Here is a 21,827-nt window from a genome sequence, read left to right as displayed (position 1 = left end):
GACAAGGGCGGCCGAAGCCGCCCTTGTCGCGATATACGTCAACGCGTCGCGGCAACCAGCGACAACACTCTCGGTTGCGCGCGCTGCCGTGCCAACCAGAGATCGTAGCTGGATTGCAGCCCCATCCAGAAAACCGCAGTACTCACCCCCGCCATCTCAAGGCGGATGGCCAGGTCAGGACTGATGCCCGCCTTGCCGTTCAGAACCCGCGAAAGGGCTACCCGCGACATTGCCAGGCGCTCGGCCGCTTCGGTCACAGACAGATCCATTGGATCAAAGACCATTGCCTTGATCGCCTGCCCGGGATGCGGATGGTGATGAATCATGCGCGGCCTCAGTGATAGTCCAGGTAATCCAGCAGCTCCACGTCGCTGCCGGCGAAACGGAAGGTAATCCGCCAGTTTCCATTGACCCATACAGACCAATGCCCTTTCAGGCCGCCCCGGAGCTTATGCAGACGCAATCCAGGCATGGCCAGATCCTCAGGACCCGAAGCAACATCCAGGATCGACAGGATCAACAACACCTTGCTGGCGTGACTGTGGCGGATTCCACTACTACTGCCGGAACGGTAGAGCCGCTCGAGGCCCCTGTGGCGAAAACCGATGATCATCACTGTATCCTGTATCGTTTCGCGATACAAACAGGGCAACACCCCATCGCGACCAGAAGACAGCATTGGCACCTCCGTTCCGTTCAAGCAAGGCCGCGGACGACAGCCCCACTGGAAACAACAAGGGCGGCCGAAGCCGCCCTTGTCATTTCCAGTCTTTCACGCCAAGCCTATGGCATCAGCTCATTCCACCGTGACCGGCAGCAGCCGCTCCGGCTCGGCCTGGGTCTCGACCACCAGCTCGTCGTCGCGAACATCGATGCTGACCTTGCCACCGTTGACCAGCTTGCCGAACAACAGCTCGTCGGCCAGCGGACGCTTGATCTTGTCCTGGATCACGCGGGCCATCGGGCGGGCACCCATCAGCGGGTCGAAACCATGGTGGGCCAGCCAGTCGCGCGCGGTCGGGGTGGCCGACAGGCTGACGTGCTTGTCCTGCAGCAGCATCTCCAGCTCGATCAGGAACTTGTCGACTACGCGCAGGATGTGCTCGAAGCCCAGCGCCTGGAACTGCACCACCGCGTCGAGGCGGTTGCGGAATTCCGGGGTGAAGCTGCGGCGGATGGTCTCCATCGCGTCGGTGGCATGGTCCTGCTTGGTGAAGCCGATCGAACGCCGCGAGGCCTGCGCCGCACCGGCATTGGTGGTCATCACCAGCACGACGTTCTTGAAGTTGGCCTCGCGACCGTTGGTATCGGTCAGCACGCCGCGGTCCATCACCTGCAACAGGATGTTGAAGATGTCCGGGTGCGCCTTCTCGATCTCATCCAGCAGCAGCACGCAGTGCGGCGTCTTGACAATCTTCTCGGTCAACAGGCCGCCCTGGTCAAAGCCGACGTAGCCCGGAGGCGCACCGATCAGGCGGCTGATCGAATGCGGCTCCATGTACTCGGACATGTCGAAGCGGACCAGTTCGATGCCCAGCTGCAGCGCCAGCTGCTTGGTCACCTCGGTCTTGCCGACACCGGTCGGACCGGCGAACAGGAAGTTGCCGATCGGCTTTTCCGGGTTGCCCAGGCCCGAACGGGCCAGCTTGATCGCCGAGGACAGCGTCTCGATGGCCGGGTCCTGGCCAAAGATCACCATCTTCAGGTTGCGCTCCAGGTGCTGCAGCACATCCTTGTCGGTGGCGCTGACCTGCTTGGTCGGGATACGCGCCATCTTGGCGACGATCGCCTCCACTTCCTCGACGTCGATCAGTTCCTTGCGCTGGCCTTCCGGCAGCAGGCGCTGGCGGGCGCCCGCCTCGTCGATCACGTCGATGGCCTTGTCCGGCAGCAGGCGGTCGCCGATGTGCTTCACCGACAGGTCCACCGCCGCCTGCAGCGCCTCGTCGGAATAGGTCACACCGTGGTGCAGCTCGTACTTGGACTTCAGGCCCTGCAGGATCTCGTAGGTCTCGCCGACGGTCGGCTCGACGATGTCGATCTTCTGGAAGCGGCGGGCCAGCGCCCGGTCCTTCTCGAAGATGCCACGGTACTCCTGGAAGGTGGTCGAGCCGATGCAGCGCAGCTCTCCGGACGCCAGCGCCGGCTTGATCAGGTTGGAGGCATCCATGGTGCCGCCCGACGCCGAGCCAGCACCGATGATGGTGTGGATCTCATCGATGAACAGCACCGCATTGGGCACCTTCTTCAGCGCGGTCAGCACGCTCTTCAGGCGCTTCTCGAAGTCGCCGCGGTACTTGGTGCCGGCCACCAGCGCGCCCAGGTCGAGCGAATAGATCACCGCATCGGCCAGAACGTCGGGCACCGAGCCCTCGACGATGCGGCGGGCCAGGCCCTCGGCGATGGCGGTCTTGCCTACGCCCGCCTCACCCACGTACAGCGGGTTGTTCTTGCGGCGGCGGCACAGGACCTGGATGGTGCGCTCGATCTCGTCGGCTCGGCCGACCAGCGGGTCGATGCGACCGGCCCGGGCCTGTTCGTTGAGGTTGCTGGCGAACTCGGTCAGGGCATCACCCTTCGGCTCGCCCTCCCCGCCTTCGATGCGGCCTTCGCCCTCGGAGGAAGACGACGGCTGCTCGCCTTCCTCGCCCAGCTTGGCGATGCCGTGGGACAGGTAATTGACCACATCCAGCCGGGTGACATCCTGCTGGTTGAGGTAGTAGACGGCGTGCGAGTCCTTCTCGCCGAAGATGGCGACCAGCACATTGGCGCCGGTGACCTCCTTCTTGCCCGAGGACTGCACGTGGTAAACGGCCCGCTGCAACACGCGCTGGAAGCCCAGGGTCGGCTGGGTATCGCGGCCGTCATCTTCGGCCAGGCGGGACACGGAGGCCTCGATGGCCTGCTCCAGCTCCTGGCGCAGGCGTTCGGCGTCGGCGCCGCAGGCCTTCAGTACGGCCTGGGCGGACGGGTTGTCGAGCAGTGCCAACAGCAGGTGTTCGACCGTCATGAACTCATGCCGGGCCTCACGGGCGCGCTTGTAGCACTGGCCGATGGTGTGTTCGAGGTCTTTGCTGAACATGGATTACTCCGGCGGCAGATGGGGACAATATGCGGCCTGACTACGCGATTTCCATCACCCTAGCGGATTGCTGCGTTCAGATGGCGTTATCAGTGCGAATCGCTTGATCTTCATTCACTCCAGGACAGCCCACCCGGCATGAGCGAACCCTACCTGAGCCGCTGGCGATTGCGGCGTGATGGCGCAGCCATCGAAACGCCCCATGCCCAGCTCTGGCCGGTGCTGACCGCCGCCGGCGAGCCGGCCATGCTGAAGATCAGCAGCGAAACCGAAGAGCAGAACAGCCATCGCCTACTGCGTTGGTGGGACGGTGACGGCGCCGCCCGCCTGCTGGCCCACGAGGGGCCGGCGATCCTGATCGAACGTGCCGGCGGCGACTCGCTGCGGCAACGTTCGATCAAGGGCGACGATGACACCTGCACCACGGTCCTGTGCCAGGTCCTGCAACGGCTGCACCGGCCACGGGGCGCACCGCCAGCGGAACTGGTCTGCCTGCGAACATGGTTCGCCGACCTGCTGCAGCCAAGGGCTGCGCTGCCGACACTGCTGGAACAGTGCAGTTCACTGGCGGAGGGCCTGCTGCAGCAGGAACAGGAGATCCGGCCGCTGCACGGCGACCTGCACCACGACAACGTGCTGGATTTCGGCGCGCGCGGCTGGTTGGCGATCGACCCGAAGCGGCTGCTGGGCGACCGCGCGTTCGATTACACGACGATGTTCAGCAATCCGGACCTGTGCGGCCCCGGCATCCATGTGGCCACCCGACCCGAGCGGTTTGCCACCCGGCTGGAACAGGTCGGCGCGCTGGCGGGCCTGGAACGCACGCGCCTGCTGCGTTGGATCGCAGCCAGCGCGGGGCTGTCAGCGGTGTGGTTCCGGGATGATGGCGACCCCGCCGAAGTCGACGAGGCGGTGGCGCGGATGGCGCTGGAGGCGTTGGCGGAGGGCTGATCCCGCGCTCTGGTAGATGCCCACCTTGGTGGGCACGCCCCATCCATTATCGATACAGGCCCCTGCCTTGGTAGGTGCCCACCTTGGTGGGCACACCGGGTCCGGAGTCGATGTGCCCGGACGAAAACCGGCAGCCGGTCAGGCCTTTTCCATCGTGCACAGCAGCGGGTGCTGGTTCATCCGCGAGTACTCGTTGACCTGGGCGACCTTGGTCTCGGCCACTTCGCGGGTGAACACCCCGCACACGCCGCGGCCACGGGTATGGACGTGCAGCATCACCTGCGTGGCCTTGTCCAGGTCCATGCTGAAGAACTGCTGCAGCACGTCCACCACGAAATCCATCGGGGTGTAGTCGTCGTTGAGCAGCATCACCTGATAGAACGGCGGCGGCGCCACTTCCGGGCGCGCGGGCTCCACGGCAACGCCGTGCTCGTGATGGGAATCGGGGGAAGACTCATGGGGCATCTGCCCATTATAGAGGCACGGGCCAGCCTGCGTCGGCCTGCCGCAGATTGGACGGCACGCACGCCCACCGTCACAATTGCACCCTCTCTCAACACTGTTTCACAGGATCTTCATGAAAAGGACCCTTCTTCCCGCCCTGCTGATCGCCCTGGCCGCCGCCGGCTCCGCCGCCGCCGAGACCCAGGCCGACAAGGCCGTGGCCCGCCACCTGGACAAGCTGGGCTATACCTACGAGGTCGACGAGGACGGCGACTACCGCATGGTGTTCGACGTCGAGGGTGATCGCACCCAGATGGTCTACGTGCGCTCGTCGGTGGAAGATTTCGGCACCCACAACATCCGCGAGATCTGGTCGCCGGCCTACAACGCCAAGACCAAACAGTTCCCGGTGGCCGTAGCCAACCGCCTGCTGGAAGATTCGCAGGACGCCAAGATGGGCGGCTGGGTGAAGCAGGACACCACCGCCATGTTCGTGGTCAAGATCGACGCCGATGCCACGGCCGACCAGCTCAGCGACGCCATCGATGCGGCCATCCGCACCGCCGACGCCATGGAGCTGGAACTGACCAAGAAGGACGAGTTCTGAGTTGAACACCACGCCGGACCCGCGCTGGGCACCGCACGCCACTGTCGCCACCGTGGTGGTCGACGGTGGCCGCGTGCTGCTGGTCGAGGAGACCATCGACGGCCGCCAGGTGCTGAACCAGCCGGCCGGCCACCTCGAGCCGGGCGAAAGCCTGGCCGAGGCAGCCCTGCGCGAGACCCGCGAGGAAACCGGCTGGACGGTGCAACTGACCCACTTCATAGGCTGCTACCAGTGGACGGCCGGCGACGGCACCACCTTCCTGCGCTTCTGCTATGCGGCGCGTCCGGTCTCGCACGACCCGGCGCAGCCGCTGGACACCGGCATCGATCGCGCGCTGTGGCTGACCCCGGCCGAGCTGCAGGCCGCTACGGAGCGCCTGCGCAGCCCGCTGGTCTGGCAGGTGGTGGCTGATTTCCTGGGTGGCCAGCGCCATCCGCTTTCGCTGGTCCGGGAGGTCGCATGAGCACTCCGCGCGTGATGGTGGGCGTCTCCGGTGGCGTCGACTCCTCGGTCGCCGCCTGGCGGCTGGTGCAGCAGGGCGAGGCCGTAGCCGGTCTGTTCATGCAGAACTGGGCCGACGACGGCAGCGGCGACTGCCGCGCCGAGGACGACCGCCGCGATGCGGTGGCCGTCTGCGGCCTGCTCGGTATCCCGTTCCACTTCCGTGATTTCTCCAACGAGTACTGGCAGGGGGTGTTCGAGCACTTCCTGGCCGAGTACGCGGCCGGCCGCACCCCGAACCCGGACGTTCTGTGCAACCGCGAAGTGAAGTTCAAGCACTTCCTGGATGCCGCCCGCGAGCTGGGCGCCGAACGCATTGCCACCGGCCACTACGCGCGGGTGACCCAGCGCGGCCACCAGTGGCTGCTGCTGCGTGGCGCCGACCGTTCCAAGGACCAGAGCTACTTCCTGCACCAGCTGGGCCAGGCGCAGCTGGCGGCCACCCTGTTCCCGATCGGCGACCTGGAAAAGACCGACCTGCGCCGGATCGCGCGTGACGTCAGCCTGCCGACCCACGCCAAGAAGGACTCCACCGGCATCTGCTTCATCGGTGAGCGCGACTTCCGCGAGTTCCTCGGCCGCTACCTGCCGGCCAAGCCCGGCCAGATCCTCGACCCGGCCGACGGCAGCGTCATCGCCGAACATCCGGGCGTGTTCTATTTCACCCTGGGCCAGCGCGAGGGCCTGAACATCGGCGGCGTGCGCGGCCGCCCGGCCGCGCCGTGGTACGTGGTCGGCAAGGATGTGGCCAGCAACGTGCTGTACGTGGATCAGGACCGCGACAGCAAGTGGATGCTGTCCGACCGCCTGCGTTCGGAAACCGCGCACTGGATTGCCGGCGCGCCGCCGGCACGGCGCTTCGAATGCACCGCCCAGACCCGCTACCGCCAGCCCGACGAGCCGTGTACGGTCGAGGTGCTGGACGATGGCAGCGTGCTGGTCACCTTTGCGCGCCCGCAGCGCGCCGTTACTCCCGGTCAATCACTGGTGCTGTATGACGGTGATGTGTGCCTGGGTGGCGCGGTGATCGCCGCCACCGATGCGCCGCTGGAACAGCGCCTGCGCACCACCCCCTCCCCATTTGAGGTAATCGCTGCATGAGTTTCACTGTCGACGACCGCGTCCTGGCTTTGGCCGGCATTGCCCAGGCCCTGCAGCAGGTACGCCGCATCGCCGATACCGGCCATTCCGACGCCGCCGCTGTGCGCACCGCCGTGGACAGCGTGTTCCGCGTCGATGCCTCTTCGCCGCAGGAGGTGTTCGGTGACCGCCACGCATTGAAGGCTGGGCTGCGCCTGCTGCACAACTACTTCCGCAGCCAGGGCCAGGACCCGATCCTGCCCAAGCTGGCCCTGTCGGTGCTGCAGCTGGAGCGCCGCTTCGTGCAGGACGGCACCACCGTGAACAAGGTCGCCTCGGGCATCGAACGCGCCCAGCGCCAGGCCATCGAGCTGGGCGACAGTGGCCACCCGGACGTGCTGGCCAACCTGGGTGGCCTGTACGCCGACACCATCAGCCACCTGAAGCCGCGGGTGATGGTGCAGGGCAACCCGCATTACCTGGGCCAGGCCGGTGTGGTTGCCGAGATCCGCGCCCTGCTGCTGGCCGCGGTGCGCTCGGCGGTGCTGTGGCGCCAGCTGGGCGGCAGCTACTGGGACTTCCTGTTCAGCCGCAAGGCGATGATCGAGGCCGTGGACCGGCAGCTGGCCTGAGCCTCATGGGGTCGGATCCCTTTCCGGCACGGAAAGGGCTCTGACCCCGAAGCCGCCGAGGCGTCGGAAAACCGGCGCATTCAGAATGCACTTCGAGGCATTTCGACGTTAAAGAGAAAGGGGGTACGGCCGATACATCCTCCGTGCACCTCCCGAGAACGTCCATGTACTCACGCATTTTCATCCGTCTGGCCGCCCCCCTGGCTCTGACCCTGCTGCTCCCCTTCGCCATCGGTTTCGAATGGCCGGCCGCCCTGCGCTGGGCGATCCTGACCACGATGACGCTGAGCTGGCTCGGCTTTGCGTGGTGGACCACCCGCGCCCAGGCGCACCGTTCCCCGGAACACGCCCGTGTCCTGCGTGAGCAGGACCAGCTGCTGACCGAACTGCGCAACTTCGTCGGCAACGAGATCGACGGTTCGCGCGGCGAAGTGGAACGCGCCCGTGACCTGATCCGCCAGGCGGTGTCCAGCCTGGGCGGCAGCTTCGACGCCATGAACCGCAAGTCGCGCCAGCAGAGCCAGGCCCTGTCGCGCATCGTCGATCGTGCCGGTGATGAAGGCAATGCCGGCCTCGACGTTGCCCGTTTCGCCCAGCACGCCAGCAACCGCATGGAACAGCTGGTGGAAGCATTGGAACAGGTGAGCGGCCAGAGCAGCACCACCGTGCAGCACATCGACCAGATGGCACAGCACCTGGATGGCATCTTCGCGCTGCTGGAAGACGTCAAGTCGATCGCCGACCAGACCAACCTGCTGGCACTCAACGCCGCCATCGAAGCCGCGCGTGCCGGTGAAGCCGGTCGTGGCTTCGCGGTGGTCGCCGACGAAGTGCGCAACCTGTCCGAGCGCTCGACCACGTTCAACGAGCAGATCCGCAAGCTGGCGCACAGCTCCAAGGACGCCATTGCCAAGGTGCGCGAGACGGTCTCGCACATGGCCTCGCGTGATATGGACCGCTCCCGCGAAGCGCGCCAGGAAGCGGCGGCGATGCTCGATAACGTCGCGCAGATCAATGCGTCGCTGGGTGATGGCATGCGCGAAGTCTCCGACTGCGCCCGTTCGATCGATGGCAGCGTGGCCGAAGCCGTGCGCGCCCTGCAGTTCGAAGACATCGCCACCCAGGCGCTGGGCGGCGTGCACACCCACCTGGACCGCCTGACCGCGATCAACCGCGAAGCGGTGGCCCTGCAGGAACTGCTGCACCGCAATGGCGGCGTGTTCGACGAAGAGATCGCCACCGCCCTTCAGCGCACCGGCAGCCGCCTGCGGGAACTGCGCAGCGAATGGGAACGCCCGCCGCACAAGCCGGTTGCCCAGCAGAGCATGGGCGCCGGCACCGTCGAGCTGTTCTGATCCTGATGTCCGCTGCCGCCGCCGGCAGCCCGCAAGGCCCCGGTTCGTCCGGGGCCTTTGCCTGTGACCCGCCGTTGGATGCATCCTGTACACGTACCATGACCCTGATCCGCGCCCTGCCCTCCCTCGCCGACACCGAGCGCCCGCGCAACGCGAGCGTGCGTGAGCAGCTGCAGCAGCTGGAAGAGGTGGCACGTGAGGAGATCCGCGAACTGCAGCAGCTGGCCGATGCGCGGCCTGGCCCGTCACGGGCGGATGAGGCGCTGCTGGGACTGGCGTGGGACCTGGGGTTGGATGGGGAAGCCTTGAGGTAGACCCACGCCATGCGTGGATGGCCTTCACCACCACCCGCTCCAAACCCATGGCATGATCCGCCCATGCCACCTACGGCTGGACACGGAGTGTCGTCGCATGAGCACCACGTTCATGACCTGGCTGGGATTTGCTGTAATGGTGTTCATCGCGGTCACCTTCACCTGGCGCCCCGCCTACGCCACTTTGCGGCCACCCCGGCATAGACCTGTCGCATTCCTGTTCGGCAGCCTGCTCTTCATGCTGATGGCCTTTCTATTTGCCTGGGCGCCGGCAACTGCCATCAACACCGGGCATGTTCATCTGAGCCATCACCGGTCCGGCACCATTGATGCATGGCGGGACATCGAGCCGATGACCTTCTGGCTGATCATCATCGCGGAGTACGTGTTCGGGCTGTTGATCGCCAGCTATTCCATTGCAGGCATCGCATTGATGAAACGGTAGATCCACGCCATGCGTGGATGCATGCGATCGCCCTTCCACCCTTTCGGACTTGTTGCATGGTGTGGATCACAGGCCCGGGGCACACTCGTCACTCTCCCTCCCTGGTGGCCGCATGGCATTCAATCCGGAAGAAGCGCGAGAAACCTTCGAACAGTTTCTGATCATCATGGACGATCAGATTGAATGGCTGATCGAACAAGCACAGCTCCGCGGCGTCGACCTTGACGGCAGCCTGGAGAGCCTTGATCGCCTGGAGACGCTGTACACGACGATGGCTGCAACGCAGTCGGAGGACGAACAGGATGGCCTGAGGATTGTGTTTGCACGATATCTGGGCGATGTAGTGTGGGAGCATCACGGCGGCAAATGGACCCTTCCACTGGATGATCCAAAAGACATCAATTTCAACATGCCGGTTATCGTGGGGCACTCATCCTGCCCGTGGCTGGAATTCAATCCCATCCATACGATGCATTGCTATGCCCTACGCCCAAAGGCTGGAATGCTCCGAAGCATCGTCGCGCACAGTGTTGATCCACAGATTCTGGATCTCAGCGATCTGGTGGAAGACGATTGAATCCAGGAGACTGCTCGATTCACTGGACCGCCCCGCGAGGACGGTAGCTGGTTCCGGGCAACATCCACGCACGGCGTGGATCTACTGGCGTGGCGTATTCGCTATGGCATGATGCCCCGGTCCCGTTCATGGAAGACCGATGGCCATCGCCCTGATCGCATTGCTGCTGATCGAAGTCCTGCTGCTTGTGCTGTGGGCGCCGTTCTTCTTCCGCACCGGCATCGTACTGTTCAATCAGCGCATCGCCGCTACGCCGGCAGAGCTGGCGCAGCTTTCGCTGGCCGGGTTGGAGCATGATCTGCCGGCCGATACCTGGCTTCGCCTGGTATTCCGCGCGCTGCCGGACGGCAGTGTAGCCTTTCGCGAGAGCTTCACACCGAGCTTTGGCGGCCGCTACTTTCCGCTGATGCGCGGGCGGGTGATGATCGACGCGCGACGCAGGGAGGTGCGGGTGGTCGGGCTGTGCAGCTGGTTCGCGCTGGGCCTGACAGTGATGCTGGTGCCCATCATCCTGGTCCGCCCGGCTGCGTCGCCGATGCTGGTGGCCCTGCTGCTGTTCTACATGGGCTATTTCATCCAGCGCCGACGCTATGCACGTGTGGTGGAAGCAGTGCGCGCACGGCTTCGCTCCGAATATCCGCAGCGAATGGTTGCCGCATCGCAGTAGATCCACGCCATGCGTGGATGATCGCGAGCACCGGCATCCGTGTCGACCAAGGTCGACACCTACCAGAGCGGTGCGTCGGCGTACGGCGATCCCGCCGGGCAAGGCCCGGCGCCAACTTCAGCGTGCCAGCACGACCTCGCTGGCAGCGTCGGTGCGCCCAGGCGCCGGGTGCTGCTGCCGCAGCCACTGCGCCAGGTCGCGCGGGCTGAGCGGGCGCGAATACAGGTAGCCCTGAATCTCGTCGCAGCCCTGGCGCCGCAGCATGTCTTCTTCCTGGTGCGTTTCCACGCCCTCGGCCACCACCTTCATGCCCAGCGCGTGACCCAGGTGCACGATGGCCTGGGTCACTTCGGCCGTGCCTGAGTCATGCAGCATGCCCTGCACGAAACTGCGGTCGATCTTCAGGCGCCCCACCGGGAAACGGTTGAGGTAGTTCAGATTGGAGAAGCCGGTACCAAAGTCATCCACCGCCAGTGGCACACCATGCCGTTCCAGCACGTCGAAGCAGTGGCGCAGGATGTCGGTGTCACGGATCAGCGCCGACTCGGTCAGCTCCAGTTCCAGCCTCTGCGGCGGCCAGCCATGGGCATGGCAGATCTCGATCACGCGTTCGGCGAAACCGCGGTCGCGCAGCTGCACCGCCGACACATTGACCGCGATGCGGTCGAAACACAGGCCGGCCCGGTCCCAGGCGATCGCCTGGCGGCAGGCTTCATTCAGCACCCAGTCGCCGATGCGCACGATTTCGCCGCACTTCTCTGCAATCGGAATGAACTCGGCCGGGCTGCAGTAGCCGATGCCGGGACGATGCCAGCGCAGCAGTGCCTCGATCGCTGGTGGCTCGCCCTGGTGCGCATGCAGCAGCGGCTGGTAGGCCAGGCTGAACTCTTCGCGTTCGATCGCCCCGTGCAGGGCATGCTCCAACTCGAGCTTGCGCTGGATGCGGGCCAATGCGTCCTGGCTGTAGTACTGGTACGTGTTGCGCCCCGCTTCCTTGGCCGCGTACATCGCGGCGTCGGCGGCACGCAGCAGTGAATCGAAATCGGTCTGCGCATCACCCAGCATCGCGATGCCGACGCTGGCACCGACCTTCAACGTGGTCTCGCCACGGCGTAGCGGCTCGGCCAGCGAAGCGATCAGCTTGCGCGCCACGTGGCCGGCGTCTTCCGGCTCGGCCAGGTCGCGCAACACCACGATGAACTCGTCGCCACTGAAGCGGCCGAACAGGTCGTTGTTGCGAAGGTTCTGGTGCAGGCGGGTGGCGGCAGCCTTCAGCAGCGCATCACCGGTGGCATGACCGAAGCTGTCGTTGATGGTCTTGAAGCCGTCCAGATCAATGAACAGCATCGCCAGCGAGGTGCCGCGGTCGCGCGCTTCCTCGATGGCTTCTGCCGTCTGCTCGCCGAGCAGCACACGATTGGGCAGACCGGTGAGCAGATCGTAGTGCGCCAGCAGCTCGATGCGCTCGTTGGCCTCGCGCTCGCGGGTGATGTCACGGAACAGGACCACGAACCGAGGCGGCAGGCCGTCACGGCGATCCAGCTCGATCAGTACCTGCACCCACACGCGCAGGCCAGACTGGCGGTAGAAGCACAGGTCCAGCTGTTCGGGCAGTCCACCCGCAGCGATCCGGCCCAGCGCCGCCTCGAAGGCATTGCGCGAATCCTCGGTGTACAGCGCCAGCGCCTGGTCGAGGGTGATCGGCTCCTTGCGTAGGCCGTGGATGCGGTAGCACTCCTCGGTCCACTGCATATGCCGGGTCTGCACTTCGATCTCGCAACCGCCGATGCGGCCCAGTGCGGAGACACGGTTCAGCAGCTCGGTGCGCCAGCGGATCAGTGCGTCGGTCTGGTGCTGTTCGGTAATGTTCTGCACCTGGCCGAGCAGGCGCTTGGGCTGGCCATCGGTGTCCAGCAGCGGCTGCATCCACAGCCGCAGATGCTGCGACGGTTCGTTGCCCCGGGTCAGTTCCAGTTCGATGTTGGCGGCCCGGCCATCGCGCCACAAGCGTCGCCATGCTGCGCGTAGCGCACCACGCGAGCGCGGATGCAGCTGCTTCAGCCAGCGCCGCTGGCCGGGTACGGCCCCCTGCTCCAACGCCAGCAGCGAACGCAGCTCCGGCGACCACCAGAAATGACCGCTGTTGGGGTCGAACGACCAGCTGCCCATGCTGGCGATGCGCTGGGCCTCGCTCAGGTGCAGCTGCTGTTCCTGAAGCAGCCCTTCCAGCTGCTTCTGTTGTTCGATATCGGTATGCGTGCCGACCATGCGCAGCGGCTGGCCATCGGCGGTGCGCGCGACCACGCGCCCGCGGTCCAGTACCCAACGCCACTGGCCGTCGCCCTGACGGAAACGGAACTGTGCGCTGTACTGTTCGCTCAAGCCACGCAGATGCTCATCCAGTGCAGCCCGCACCTGTGCGATGTCCTCGCTGTGCACGCGGGCCAGAATCTCGGTAGCGGTTTCATCGCCCAGTGCCGGGGTGCGCACCACACGGTCGCTGGGAATGTCCCAGTCCCAGAGGCTGTGCCCGGCGCTGTCCAGCGCCAGCTCCCAGCGCCCACCGCCGCCGAGCGGCACCGGCTCTGGAATGCTCAGCGTGAAGGCCAGCAGGTTGCCGGCGCCATCATGCACGGCGCGCAGGTGGCCGTCGTAGTGACCGTGCGGGCCACCCGGCAGCGTGCAGGCCACGATGCCGCCATCGGCGGCCATCAGGCGCAGATCTTCCAGCATCGGCGCATACGCAGCCACGGTCGCCGGCAGGCCATGCTCGCGCGCAGCCGGATTGGCCGCCAGCGGGCGGCCCGTGCGGTCGACGATGACCAGCGCCGACGCAAGCGGGTGCTGCAGCAGGCTGGCGATGATCCCTTGGTCCACGCGATCTTGCTCCGGATGACACGCCCGTCAGCGGGGCACGCAGTGGTTAACGGCGCCTGCGGCGGATAATTGAGTGGTCTGGGCGCACCTGCGCGGTAAGATGGCCGGCGCCCCTTTCTTCCGCCCTGTCCATGCCCGCAGAACCGACCGGCAACGCCCCAGTTCCCGACCCGCGGATGGCGCAGGCGCTGAGCCGCGACCGGCGCCGGGTGGTGCTGAGCTACCTGGCGATGGCGCTGGCCTGGATGATCTCCACCGACAGTGCAGTGCAGGCACTGGTGCCCGACCCGCAGCAGGCGGCCTTGTGGCAGGGCCTGAAGGGCTCGTTCTTCGCCCTTGCCAGCGCGGGCCTGCTGTATCTGCTGCTGCGCCCGCTGGCCGAGCATGTGCTGCACACCCATGCACGCCAGCAGGCCTCGGAGCTGCGCCTGCGGCAGATGTTCGAAGGCAACCCCGGCCCGATCCTGGTCTACGACCTCGATACGCTGGCGATCCTCGATGCCAATCCGGCGGCCTGTACGGCCTTCGGCTGGGACCGTGACGAACTGCTGGAGCAGACCATCGATTCGCTGTGGCCGCCAGGCCAGGACCTGGCACTGCAGACCAAGCTGGAGGCGATCCGCGAGGCACCGGAGGAACTGTGCATCCTGCGTACCCAACTGCAGCTGCGCGACGGCTCCCTGCGCCAGATGGAACTTCGCTCCAATGCCATCAGCTATGACGGCCACAACGCCCGCCTGCTGATTGCCATCGACCGCACCGCTGAAGACCTGGCCCAGCTGCGCCGTGACCAGGCGCTGGCGCGGGTCGAAGAAGCCCACGAGCTGGCGCGCATCGGCGCCTGGGAACTGGACCCCTCCACGGGACTTGGCCGCTATTCGAACCAGGTCTATCGCTTGCTCGGTCGCCGCCCGCCCGAGGCGCGGCGCTGGCATCGCTTCGACGAACTGCTGGTGCCGGCCGACCCGGCCACCGCCACCCAGACCGAACAGCTGCTGGCCGAGCTCTGCTCCGGCGAGCCGGTCCAGGTGGACGTGCTGTTGCCGTTGCTGTCGATGGATGGGCGCGCCTTGATGGTGCATCTGCGTGCGGCCAGCGGCATCGACGAGGCCGGCCGCAACCGCGTGCTGGGCACCCTGCAGGACGTGACGGAGCGCGAGCAGTCGCGACGCCTGCTGCGCGAGCGCGAGGAACAGTTCCGCGAGCTGGTACGAGTACTGCCCGACGGCGTGGTCATCCTCTCCGACGAACACGTGCTGTACGCCAACGCCTGGGCCGCCAGCCTGTTCGGCTATGGCAGCCACACCCTGCTGGGCGAACCCCTGTCAGCACTGGTGGACAGCGCCGATCTGGCCCGCGTGCGCAGCCAATTGCGTGCAGGCCAACCACACCTGGGGCCCGGTCACAGCAGCGTGGTGGCGATGCAGCGCGCGGATGGCCGCAGCTTCCATGCCGGCCTGGCGGTGGGCGAAGTGCGTTATGGCGGACGCGACTGCAAGCTGCTGATCGTGCGCGACCTGAGCGATTCCGAACGCACCCGCACTGCACTGGAAACCAGCAACCGTGAGCTGCAGGCGATGGCCGGCCGACTGTTCTCGCTGCAGGAAGACGAACGCCGCGCGATCTCGCGCGACCTGCACGACGACATCGGCCAGGCGATCACAGCGATCAAATTGTCCGCGTATGCCGCTCAGGACGAGGACGATCCTCAGCGCCGCGGCGAAGACCTGGCACAGATCGTCAGCCTGGCCGATACCACGGTGGCCAAGCTGCGCGACATCTCTACCCTGCTGCGCCCGCCACAGTTGGACGCGCTGGGCCTGGAAGCAGCCCTGAGCTGGCAGGCACGGGTGCTGTTCCGTTCCTCGCCGGTGGAACTACTGGCCGAGATCGAACCGCTGCCACAACGTCCTGACAACAGCATCGAGCAGGCCTGCTTCCGCATCGCGCAGGAGAGCCTGACCAATGCCCTGCGCCACGCCCGCGCCAGCCAGGTACAGCTGCAGCTGCGCGATGTCGGCCAGCGCGGCCTGCACCTGCAGATCCGCGACGACGGCGAGGGTTTCGACCCCGATGGTCCGCGCGGGCTGGGCCTGATCGTGATGCGTGAACGTGCGCAGAGCGTCGGTGGCCATGTGCGGATCGAATCCGCGCATGGTGAAGGCACCCTGATCGACGTTCACCTCCCCTACCAGGCGGCCAGCATGGCCGCCGTTGAGTCACCGGACTACTGAGCCTATGTGGAATCCCAACCAGCCCCCGGTCAGCATCGATGATGCGCCTGATCGCCTTGGCGCCGGCAACCCCGAGCTGCAGGCGATGGTCGCCGAGGCGGCCTCGGGCGGCACCGCACTGATGTTGATGCACGTGGACATCGACCACTTCGCCTCGGTCAACGAAAACATGAGCGCCGAGGTGGGTGACCAGGCCCTGGTGCTGGTGGCGCAGCGGTTGCAGTCCTACCTGCGTGGTCGCGGCAAGCTGTGGCGCCACGGCAGCGATGAGTTCCTGATCGCAGTGCCACGCACCGCCGACGTGCCATTGCCGGAGGACTTCGCCGAGGAGATCCGCCAGCAGATGGAGCTGCCGCTGTCGGTGCTGCCGTACACCTTGTTCATGACCGGCAAGCTGGGCGTCAGCCTGTGCCCGGACCATGCCAGCAGCACCTCGCGCCTGCTCGATCACGCCGAGGATGCGCTGTACCAGGCGGCCCGCGAAGGCGGCAACGCGGTGCGCATCCACGCCGTGGATACGCCACCGAGCGCGCACAGCGAAAGCATCATCGCCCGCCAGATCGTGGACGCCATTCCCAACGGCGAACTGAAACTGCGTTACCAGCCGCTGGTCAGCGCCCGCGATGGCCACGTGGTCGGCATGGAAGCGCTGCTGCGCTGGCAGTCACCGACGCTGGGGATGCTGGTGCCGGAGCGCTTCATGCGCACCGCCGAGCGGCTGGGCATCATCGTGCAGATCGGCACCTGGGTGCTGGAAGGCGCACTGAAGCAGGCACGCCTGTGGCGCGACCAGGGCTTCGACGACTTCACCATTGCGGTGAATGTCTCCACGCTGCAGTTGCTGCGGCCCAACTTCTTCGCTGAAGTCATGGGCCTGATCCAGGCCGCGGGCGTGCCGGCACAGATGCTGACGCTGGAGATCAACGAAAGCGCGCTCACCAACAACGTCAACTTCGTGCACGAGACGCTGGCCAATCTGCGCAACGAAGGCATCAGCCTGAGCCTGGACAATTTCGGCACCGGCGATTCCAGCCTGAGTGCACTGGTCCGCTACCCTGTGGACAAGCTCAAGATCGACCGCAGCTTCATCAAGAGCGCGCCGGCCGGCAACCGTGAGGCGGCCATCGCCCGCGCGATCATCGCCATGGGCCACCAGCTGGGCATGACCGTGATCGCCAACGGTGTGGAATCGCAGGCCCAGCTGGGCTTCCTTCGCCGCAACGACTGCGATGTGTTCCAGGGCTATCTGTTCGGCGAACCGATGTCGGCCGATGCCGCCGGCATGACCCTGCGCCGCCGCTACCTGCGTCCGGAAGCCTTTGCCGAGACCCGTCCCGACCGCACGCTGCTATTGCTGGACGACGAAGAGAACGTACTGCGCTCACTGGTGCGCCTGTTCCGTCGCGACGGCTACCGCATCCTGGCCGCCGGCAACGTGCGCGATGCGTTCGACCTGCTGGCAATCAATGACGTGCAGGTGATCCTGTCCGACCAGCGCATGAGCGACATGAGCGGCACCGAGTTCCTGGGCCGGGTGAAGATGCTGTACCCGGACACGATCCGCCTGGTGCTGTCCGGTTACACCGATCTGAACACCGTGACCGACGCGATCAACCGCGGCGCGATCTACCGCTTCCTGACCAAGCCGTGGAACGACGACGAGCTGCGCAAGCACATCCACCAGGCGTTCCGCACCTATGAGGAACAGCGCCGCAGCAACGCCGGTCCGGCGCCGGTGGAAAGCGGAGATGGCGGCGAGGATCGCCCATTGCGGTAACGATCCCCTCTGGTAGCGCCGGCCGCTGGCCGGCTGTTCTGGATGTCGGGTTCAATGAGGTTGCCGGCCAGCGGCCGGCACTACCCGAAGCGCGAATCCAGGTCGGGGACAAGCCCTGGTAGAGCCGGCCGCTGGCCGGCTGCTCTCGATGCCCAGTTCAATGAGGTTGCCGGCCAGCGGCCGGCACTACCCGAAGCGCGAATCCAGGTCGGGGACAAGCCCTGGTAGAGCCGGCCGCTGGCCGGCTGCTCTCGATGCCTGGCTCAAAGGGGTTGCCGGCCAGCGGCCGGCACTACCCGAAGCGCGGACCCGGTCGGGGACAAGCCCTGGTAGAGCCGGCCGCTGGCCGGCTGCTCTCGATGCCGGGTCCAATGAGGTTGCCGGCCAGCGGCCGGCACTACCCTGAGCGGTCAGCGCGGCTGCTTCACCGGCAGCACCACGCGGAAGCGCGAGCCCACGCCCGGGGTGCTATCCAGGTCGATGCGGCCGTGGTGCTTGTTGATGATGCTGTAGGAGATCGACAGGCCCAGGCCGGTGCCGCTGCCGACCGGCTTGGTGGTGAAGAACGGATCGAAGATGCGCTGGCGCAGTTCCGGCGAGATGCCGCCGCCGGTGTCTTCAAACTCGACCCACACGTGATCGCCATCGACGCCGGTGCGCACGGTGATCGTGCCGCGCTCGGCGATGGCGTGGCCGGCGTTGAGCAGCAGGTTCATGTAGACCTGGTTCAATTCCGACGGCAGGCACTCCACCAACGGCAACTGGCCGAACTCCCGCACCAGGGTGACCTTGTACTTCAGCTCGTTCCAGATGATGTTGATGGTCGATTCCAGGCCCGCGTGCAGGTCGACCAGCTTCCACGACTCGTCGCGGCCGGAATACGAGAAGTCCTTCAGATCACGCACGATGCGCGTCACCCGCTCGATGCCTTCGCGCGACTCGGCCATCAGCTGCGGCAGGTCGCGGCTGATGAAATCGATGTCCAGGCGGTCACGGATATCGTCGATCTCCGGGATCAGCGCCTTCGGGTCCGGCGCCCGCAATGCGCGCTCGTAGGCTTCGATCACGGTGAACAGGCTGCGCAGGTACTCCTGCAGGCTGCCCAGGTTGGAGTGCACGTAGCCGATCGGGTTGTTGATCTCGTGCGCGACGCCTGCGGCGAGCTGGCCGATCGAGGCCATTTTCTCTGACTGCAGCAGTTTTTCCTGGGTACCGTTGAGGCGCAGGTAGGCCTGCCGCAGCTCTGCATGACGCTGCTGCAATTCGCGTTCGTAGTCTTCCTGGCCTTCGATATGGCGGAACAACGCCAGGAAGTGCCCCTGGCCGACCGGGCCGTGGTGATACAGATGGGCGATGACCACGCCCTCGCCCAGCGGCAGGCTGCCGTTCCAGTGACCATGCTGGCGCGCCTGCTCCAATGCATCAGGCGGCAGCAGTTCACGCAGGCGCTGCGGCGGTGGCAGGCCGCCGCCCTCACCGCTGGCCAGCAGGTTCTGCGCGGCCGGGTTGGCCAGGGCCACCTGCCCGTCTTCGGTGAACAGCAGCAGCCCTTCGCGCAGGCGCTCAAGCAGCGCCTGCAGCACCGGCTGCGGCGGAAGGGGGGCGGTAACCAGGGCGTTGGCAGCGGACACGGCGACTCGGGGCATTCGAACAGGCGCCCAATATACGCGGTCGTGCGGCGGGCATCAGCCCGCGGGGGTGGGATGTGCGACCGCCGTCGCGTCAGGCGATGGCGAGTGGGCGCCGCGCAGTGACCGTATGCGACTGGCCCTTGGCATCATAGGAGGAGGAGGCCTCGGTACGCCCGAGCTGGCGCAGCGCCCAATCGACCTCGCGGCGCCGGCGCGACAGCAGCACACCATTGGCACGGTTGCGTTCGGCCAGCTCCTGGAGGTGATCCCCCTCACCAAGCGGCGGCGTGCCTTCCAGTGCACGCAGCGCCTCCAGCTTGGCACCGGTCGCCCGGATCAGCGCGTGTACGTCATGATCGACCAGCGCCTGACGTTCAACGTCAAGCGCCTGGGCCAGCCGCTGCAGTTGTTCGCTCATCGGCGCGGTCATCCGTGCAGCTGCTGATCCAGCTCAAGCATGCGCGATGCGATCGCGTCCGGATTGATCTTGTAGGTGCCGTTCTGCAGCGACTCGCGCACTGCGGCCACACGCTGGGCGTCGATTGCCGGGGCGGTGGTCAGCTCACGCTCGATGGCCTGCAGATTGGTGGCCTCGCCGGTCAGGCGCAGGCTGTCGGCCGCTTCGACCGGGCGCGCCGCCGCATCGGTGCTGACGCCGGGCTTGTTGGCCGGGGTCGTCACGCTGCGCAGTGCCTGGGGGACCTGCAGGTTGCCGTCGATTTTCTGGCTCATGGGGTGTCCTGGAGTTGCCGTTCACAAGGGATAACGGCCGCAGGGCCGTGATCTTTAGGGATATTTTGCGGTAAATCAACGCGCCACGATTACGTCACCGGCGGCATCGACCGTGCCCTGCACGATGCGCCGCGAGGACAGGTTCTCCACCGAGACCCGTTCGTTTTCACCGGCATCGCCCATCGCACGGCCTGCAATACGGACCTCGACCGAGCCGCGACGCGAAACCAGGGCCACATTGTCTCCTCGCTTGATGAGACGCTGCACCACCAGATCGTTGTTCGACAGCAGGGCTCCGGCCTGCAACGGACGGCGGGCGATGCGGCCGATCGCTGCATTCGGATCGGCCAGCACCGCACCGGCAATCCGGGCGGCATCACGCTGGGCAGTGGTGATATCGGCGGCGGTGAGGGTTTCTCCAGTGCCGATTCCGCGGTTGAGCACCAGCACGGTCTGGTTGCGCCGCACTTTTACTGGCACGAACAGGCGCCACCCGCCGGCATCGGGGCAGCTGACTTCAACCGTGGTGTTGGCGGTGGGCTGCACCTGCAGCGCGCCACCACACCTGGGCAAGCGCAGCGCATCGGCCACCTGAGCCTCGCCCTCGCTGCCTGCCGGCAGCGTCGACAACGCGGCGGTGCGGATACTGGCCACCGGCTGCCAGTCGGCGGCAACCGCCCACGGCGAGGCCAGGGCCAGCGCGATGGCGAAGAGCGATGTGACCCGGCGCATGGCGCCTCCTGTCGATGGGATCTGGCCCAGGTGCGTGCAAGGGGTGTGCCAGAGGGGCTTGTGTAGAGTCGAGCTTGCTCGACTGCTTTCATGACCAGTCGAGCAAGCTCGACTCTACAGAGGCAGGGTCGAGCATCGCTCGACTCTACAAAAGCGCTCAAGTTCGGCGCCTACCCCGCCGATACAGCAGCCATGTCCCATGACCTGCTCAACCGGATCGACCAGCGGACCCGACTGGCCGGCCACAATCGCCTGGCGCTGCTGCTGTTCCGCCTCGGCGGACGTCAGCTTTTTGGCGTCAATGTCTTCAAGGTGCAGGAAGTCCTGCGCCGCCCGGAGCTGTTCCAGGTGCCCGGACTGCCCAGCCAGTTCGCCGGCGTGGCCGACGTCCGTGGCCGCTCGGTGCCGGTGCTGGACCTGGGCCTGGCCATCGGCCACCCCGAGCGTGAGCCCGATGCGGACACCTCGCCCGGCTACCTGGTCGTCACCGAATTCAACCGTTCGATCCAGGGTTTCCTGGTCAGCGGCGTGGAGCGCATCGTCAACATCGCGGTGGAAGACATCCACCCGCCACCGGAACTGGGCGCCGAATCGAGCTATCTGACGGCGGTGACCCGCTTCCAGGGCGAGTTGATCCAGGTGATCGACGTTGAAAGCGTGCTGGCCGATATCGCCCAGGTACGCGGTGAAGCAGTACTCGACCCGGCGATGGCAATGCCCGCCGACGGCCCGCAGCTGCAGGTGCTGGTGGTGGACGACTCTCGTGTAGCCCGCCAACAGATCCGCAGCGTGCTGGACCAGCTTGGGGTGGGCGCCACCCTGCTTTCCGACGGCAAGCAGGCGCTGGACCACCTGCTGCAGATCCAGGCCTCGGGCGAGAACCCCGCCGAGCGCTACGCCATGGTCATCTCGGACATCGAAATGCCGGCCATGGACGGCTATACGCTGACGACGGAAATCCGGCGCCATCCGGGCCTGTCCGGCCTTTACGTCCTGCTGCATACCTCGCTGTCGGGCGTATTCAACAATGCGATGGTCGAGCGCGTCGGCGCCAACGCCTTCGTCGCCAAGTACTCGCCGCACGAACTGGCCGACTTCGTGCTGGACCGCCTGCGCAAGGTCGCGATGGCGGCCTGAGGCCTCTGATCCGGTAGTGCCGGCCGCTGGCCGGCAACCGCGGACAATCCGG

At 66.2% G+C, this 21,827-nt stretch carries 22 protein-coding genes; 13 read left to right on the top strand and 9 right to left on the bottom strand.

Annotated features, from left to right (window positions below):
• Positions 1 to 38: 38 nt before the first annotated feature.
• From ACZK5G_RS10775 to clpA, 3 genes are all read right to left on the bottom strand, one after another.
• Positions 39 to 326 (bottom strand): HigA family addiction module antitoxin, encoded by a 288-nt coding sequence (locus ACZK5G_RS10775; RefSeq protein ID WP_032127356.1) that lies wholly within the window; start codon positions 324 to 326, stop codon positions 39 to 41.
• A gap of 8 nt (positions 327 to 334) precedes the next feature.
• Complete coding sequence (locus ACZK5G_RS10770; protein ID WP_125895706.1) at positions 335 to 613, bottom strand: type II toxin-antitoxin system RelE/ParE family toxin; 279 nt, start codon at positions 611 to 613, stop codon at positions 335 to 337.
• A gap of 183 nt (positions 614 to 796) precedes the next feature.
• Positions 797 to 3,082 (bottom strand): ATP-dependent Clp protease ATP-binding subunit ClpA, encoded by a 2,286-nt coding sequence (clpA, locus tag ACZK5G_RS10765; protein WP_049421950.1) that lies wholly within the window; start codon positions 3,080 to 3,082, stop codon positions 797 to 799.
• Between the two features lie 138 nt (positions 3,083 to 3,220).
• Between clpA and ACZK5G_RS10760 the strand changes: the two genes are divergently transcribed.
• Positions 3,221 to 4,033, top strand: coding sequence for an APH(6) family putative aminoglycoside O-phosphotransferase (locus tag ACZK5G_RS10760; protein WP_478466336.1), 813 nt, complete (start codon positions 3,221 to 3,223; stop codon positions 4,031 to 4,033).
• A gap of 138 nt (positions 4,034 to 4,171) precedes the next feature.
• Here the strand turns inward: ACZK5G_RS10760 and clpS are convergent, their stop codons facing one another.
• The gene (clpS, locus tag ACZK5G_RS10755; RefSeq protein WP_006444529.1) at positions 4,172 to 4,498 is read right to left on the bottom strand and encodes an ATP-dependent Clp protease adapter ClpS; all 327 of its coding nucleotides are present in this window, start codon (positions 4,496 to 4,498) and stop codon (positions 4,172 to 4,174) included.
• A gap of 112 nt (positions 4,499 to 4,610) precedes the next feature.
• Here clpS and ACZK5G_RS10750 point away from each other — a divergent pair, with 112 nt between their 5' ends.
• From ACZK5G_RS10750 to ACZK5G_RS10710, 9 genes are all read left to right on the top strand, one after another.
• Positions 4,611 to 5,084: a hypothetical protein gene (locus tag ACZK5G_RS10750; RefSeq protein ID WP_032127360.1), complete on the top strand. Its 474-nt coding sequence runs from the start codon at positions 4,611 to 4,613 to the stop codon at positions 5,082 to 5,084.
• 1 nt (position 5,085) lies between these two features.
• Positions 5,086 to 5,547, top strand: coding sequence for an NUDIX hydrolase (locus ACZK5G_RS10745; protein ID WP_071227431.1), 462 nt, complete (start codon positions 5,086 to 5,088; stop codon positions 5,545 to 5,547).
• Positions 5,544 to 6,686 carry a tRNA 2-thiouridine(34) synthase MnmA gene (gene mnmA, locus ACZK5G_RS10740; protein ID WP_478466334.1) on the top strand — a complete coding sequence of 381 codons (1,143 nt, stop codon included), beginning with the start codon at positions 5,544 to 5,546 and terminating at the stop codon, positions 6,684 to 6,686. The genes ACZK5G_RS10745 and mnmA overlap by 4 nt, the downstream gene beginning before the upstream one ends.
• The gene (gene hflD / locus ACZK5G_RS10735; protein WP_478466333.1) at positions 6,683 to 7,297 is read left to right on the top strand and encodes a high frequency lysogenization protein HflD; all 615 of its coding nucleotides are present in this window, start codon (positions 6,683 to 6,685) and stop codon (positions 7,295 to 7,297) included. The genes mnmA and hflD overlap by 4 nt, the downstream gene beginning before the upstream one ends.
• Positions 7,298 to 7,461: 164 nt before the next feature.
• Positions 7,462 to 8,652 carry a methyl-accepting chemotaxis protein gene (locus tag ACZK5G_RS10730; RefSeq protein ID WP_121503221.1) on the top strand — a complete coding sequence of 397 codons (1,191 nt, stop codon included), beginning with the start codon at positions 7,462 to 7,464 and terminating at the stop codon, positions 8,650 to 8,652.
• Positions 8,653 to 8,750: 98 nt separating this feature from the next.
• Entirely contained in the window at positions 8,751 to 8,966 is a 216-nt protein-coding gene (locus ACZK5G_RS10725) for a hypothetical protein (protein ID WP_197615473.1), read from the top strand.
• 97 nt (positions 8,967 to 9,063) lie between these two features.
• Complete coding sequence (locus tag ACZK5G_RS10720; RefSeq protein WP_478466330.1) at positions 9,064 to 9,411, top strand: hypothetical protein; 348 nt, start codon at positions 9,064 to 9,066, stop codon at positions 9,409 to 9,411.
• Between the two features lie 112 nt (positions 9,412 to 9,523).
• The gene (locus ACZK5G_RS10715; protein WP_478466328.1) at positions 9,524 to 9,988 is read left to right on the top strand and encodes a hypothetical protein; all 465 of its coding nucleotides are present in this window, start codon (positions 9,524 to 9,526) and stop codon (positions 9,986 to 9,988) included.
• Positions 9,989 to 10,127: 139 nt separating this feature from the next.
• Complete coding sequence (locus tag ACZK5G_RS10710; protein WP_478466327.1) at positions 10,128 to 10,655, top strand: hypothetical protein; 528 nt, start codon at positions 10,128 to 10,130, stop codon at positions 10,653 to 10,655.
• Between the two features lie 117 nt (positions 10,656 to 10,772).
• On the opposite strand, the gene ACZK5G_RS10705 is transcribed toward ACZK5G_RS10710, so the two are convergent.
• Positions 10,773 to 13,532, bottom strand: a complete 2,760-nt coding sequence (locus ACZK5G_RS10705; protein WP_478466325.1) for a bifunctional diguanylate cyclase/phosphodiesterase — start codon at positions 13,530 to 13,532, stop codon at positions 10,773 to 10,775.
• 131 nt (positions 13,533 to 13,663) lie between these two features.
• Between ACZK5G_RS10705 and ACZK5G_RS10700 the strand changes: the two genes are divergently transcribed.
• Positions 13,664 to 15,766: a sensor histidine kinase gene (locus ACZK5G_RS10700; protein WP_478466323.1), complete on the top strand. Its 2,103-nt coding sequence runs from the start codon at positions 13,664 to 13,666 to the stop codon at positions 15,764 to 15,766.
• 4 nt (positions 15,767 to 15,770) lie between these two features.
• Positions 15,771 to 17,543 carry an EAL domain-containing protein gene (locus ACZK5G_RS10695; RefSeq protein ID WP_032127372.1) on the top strand — a complete coding sequence of 591 codons (1,773 nt, stop codon included), beginning with the start codon at positions 15,771 to 15,773 and terminating at the stop codon, positions 17,541 to 17,543.
• A gap of 410 nt (positions 17,544 to 17,953) precedes the next feature.
• On the opposite strand, the gene ACZK5G_RS10690 is transcribed toward ACZK5G_RS10695, so the two are convergent.
• The 4 genes from ACZK5G_RS10690 to flgA all read right to left on the bottom strand — a co-directional run bounded on the left by ACZK5G_RS10690 (position 17,954) and on the right by flgA (position 20,638).
• Positions 17,954 to 19,174 carry an ATP-binding protein gene (locus ACZK5G_RS10690; RefSeq protein ID WP_019337422.1) on the bottom strand — a complete coding sequence of 407 codons (1,221 nt, stop codon included), beginning with the start codon at positions 19,172 to 19,174 and terminating at the stop codon, positions 17,954 to 17,956.
• A gap of 91 nt (positions 19,175 to 19,265) precedes the next feature.
• Positions 19,266 to 19,604, bottom strand: a complete 339-nt coding sequence (locus ACZK5G_RS10685; RefSeq protein ID WP_049399388.1) for a flagella protein — start codon at positions 19,602 to 19,604, stop codon at positions 19,266 to 19,268.
• A complete protein-coding gene (gene flgM / locus ACZK5G_RS10680; RefSeq protein ID WP_019337421.1) occupies positions 19,601 to 19,906 on the bottom strand; it encodes a flagellar biosynthesis anti-sigma factor FlgM in 306 nt (101 codons plus the stop codon). The genes ACZK5G_RS10685 and flgM overlap by 4 nt, the downstream gene beginning before the upstream one ends.
• A 75-nt stretch (positions 19,907 to 19,981) precedes the next feature.
• The gene (flgA, locus tag ACZK5G_RS10675; RefSeq protein WP_049421927.1) at positions 19,982 to 20,638 is read right to left on the bottom strand and encodes a flagellar basal body P-ring formation chaperone FlgA; all 657 of its coding nucleotides are present in this window, start codon (positions 20,636 to 20,638) and stop codon (positions 19,982 to 19,984) included.
• A gap of 192 nt (positions 20,639 to 20,830) precedes the next feature.
• Here flgA and ACZK5G_RS10670 point away from each other — a divergent pair, with 192 nt between their 5' ends.
• Positions 20,831 to 21,775, top strand: a complete 945-nt coding sequence (locus tag ACZK5G_RS10670; RefSeq protein ID WP_049421926.1) for a chemotaxis protein — start codon at positions 20,831 to 20,833, stop codon at positions 21,773 to 21,775.
• The last annotated feature ends 52 nt before the right edge of the window (positions 21,776 to 21,827 follow it).

This window comes from Stenotrophomonas sp. 62841_Sma, from assembly GCF_056482945.1.
This window is presented reverse-complemented; position numbering and strand designations above follow the sequence as displayed.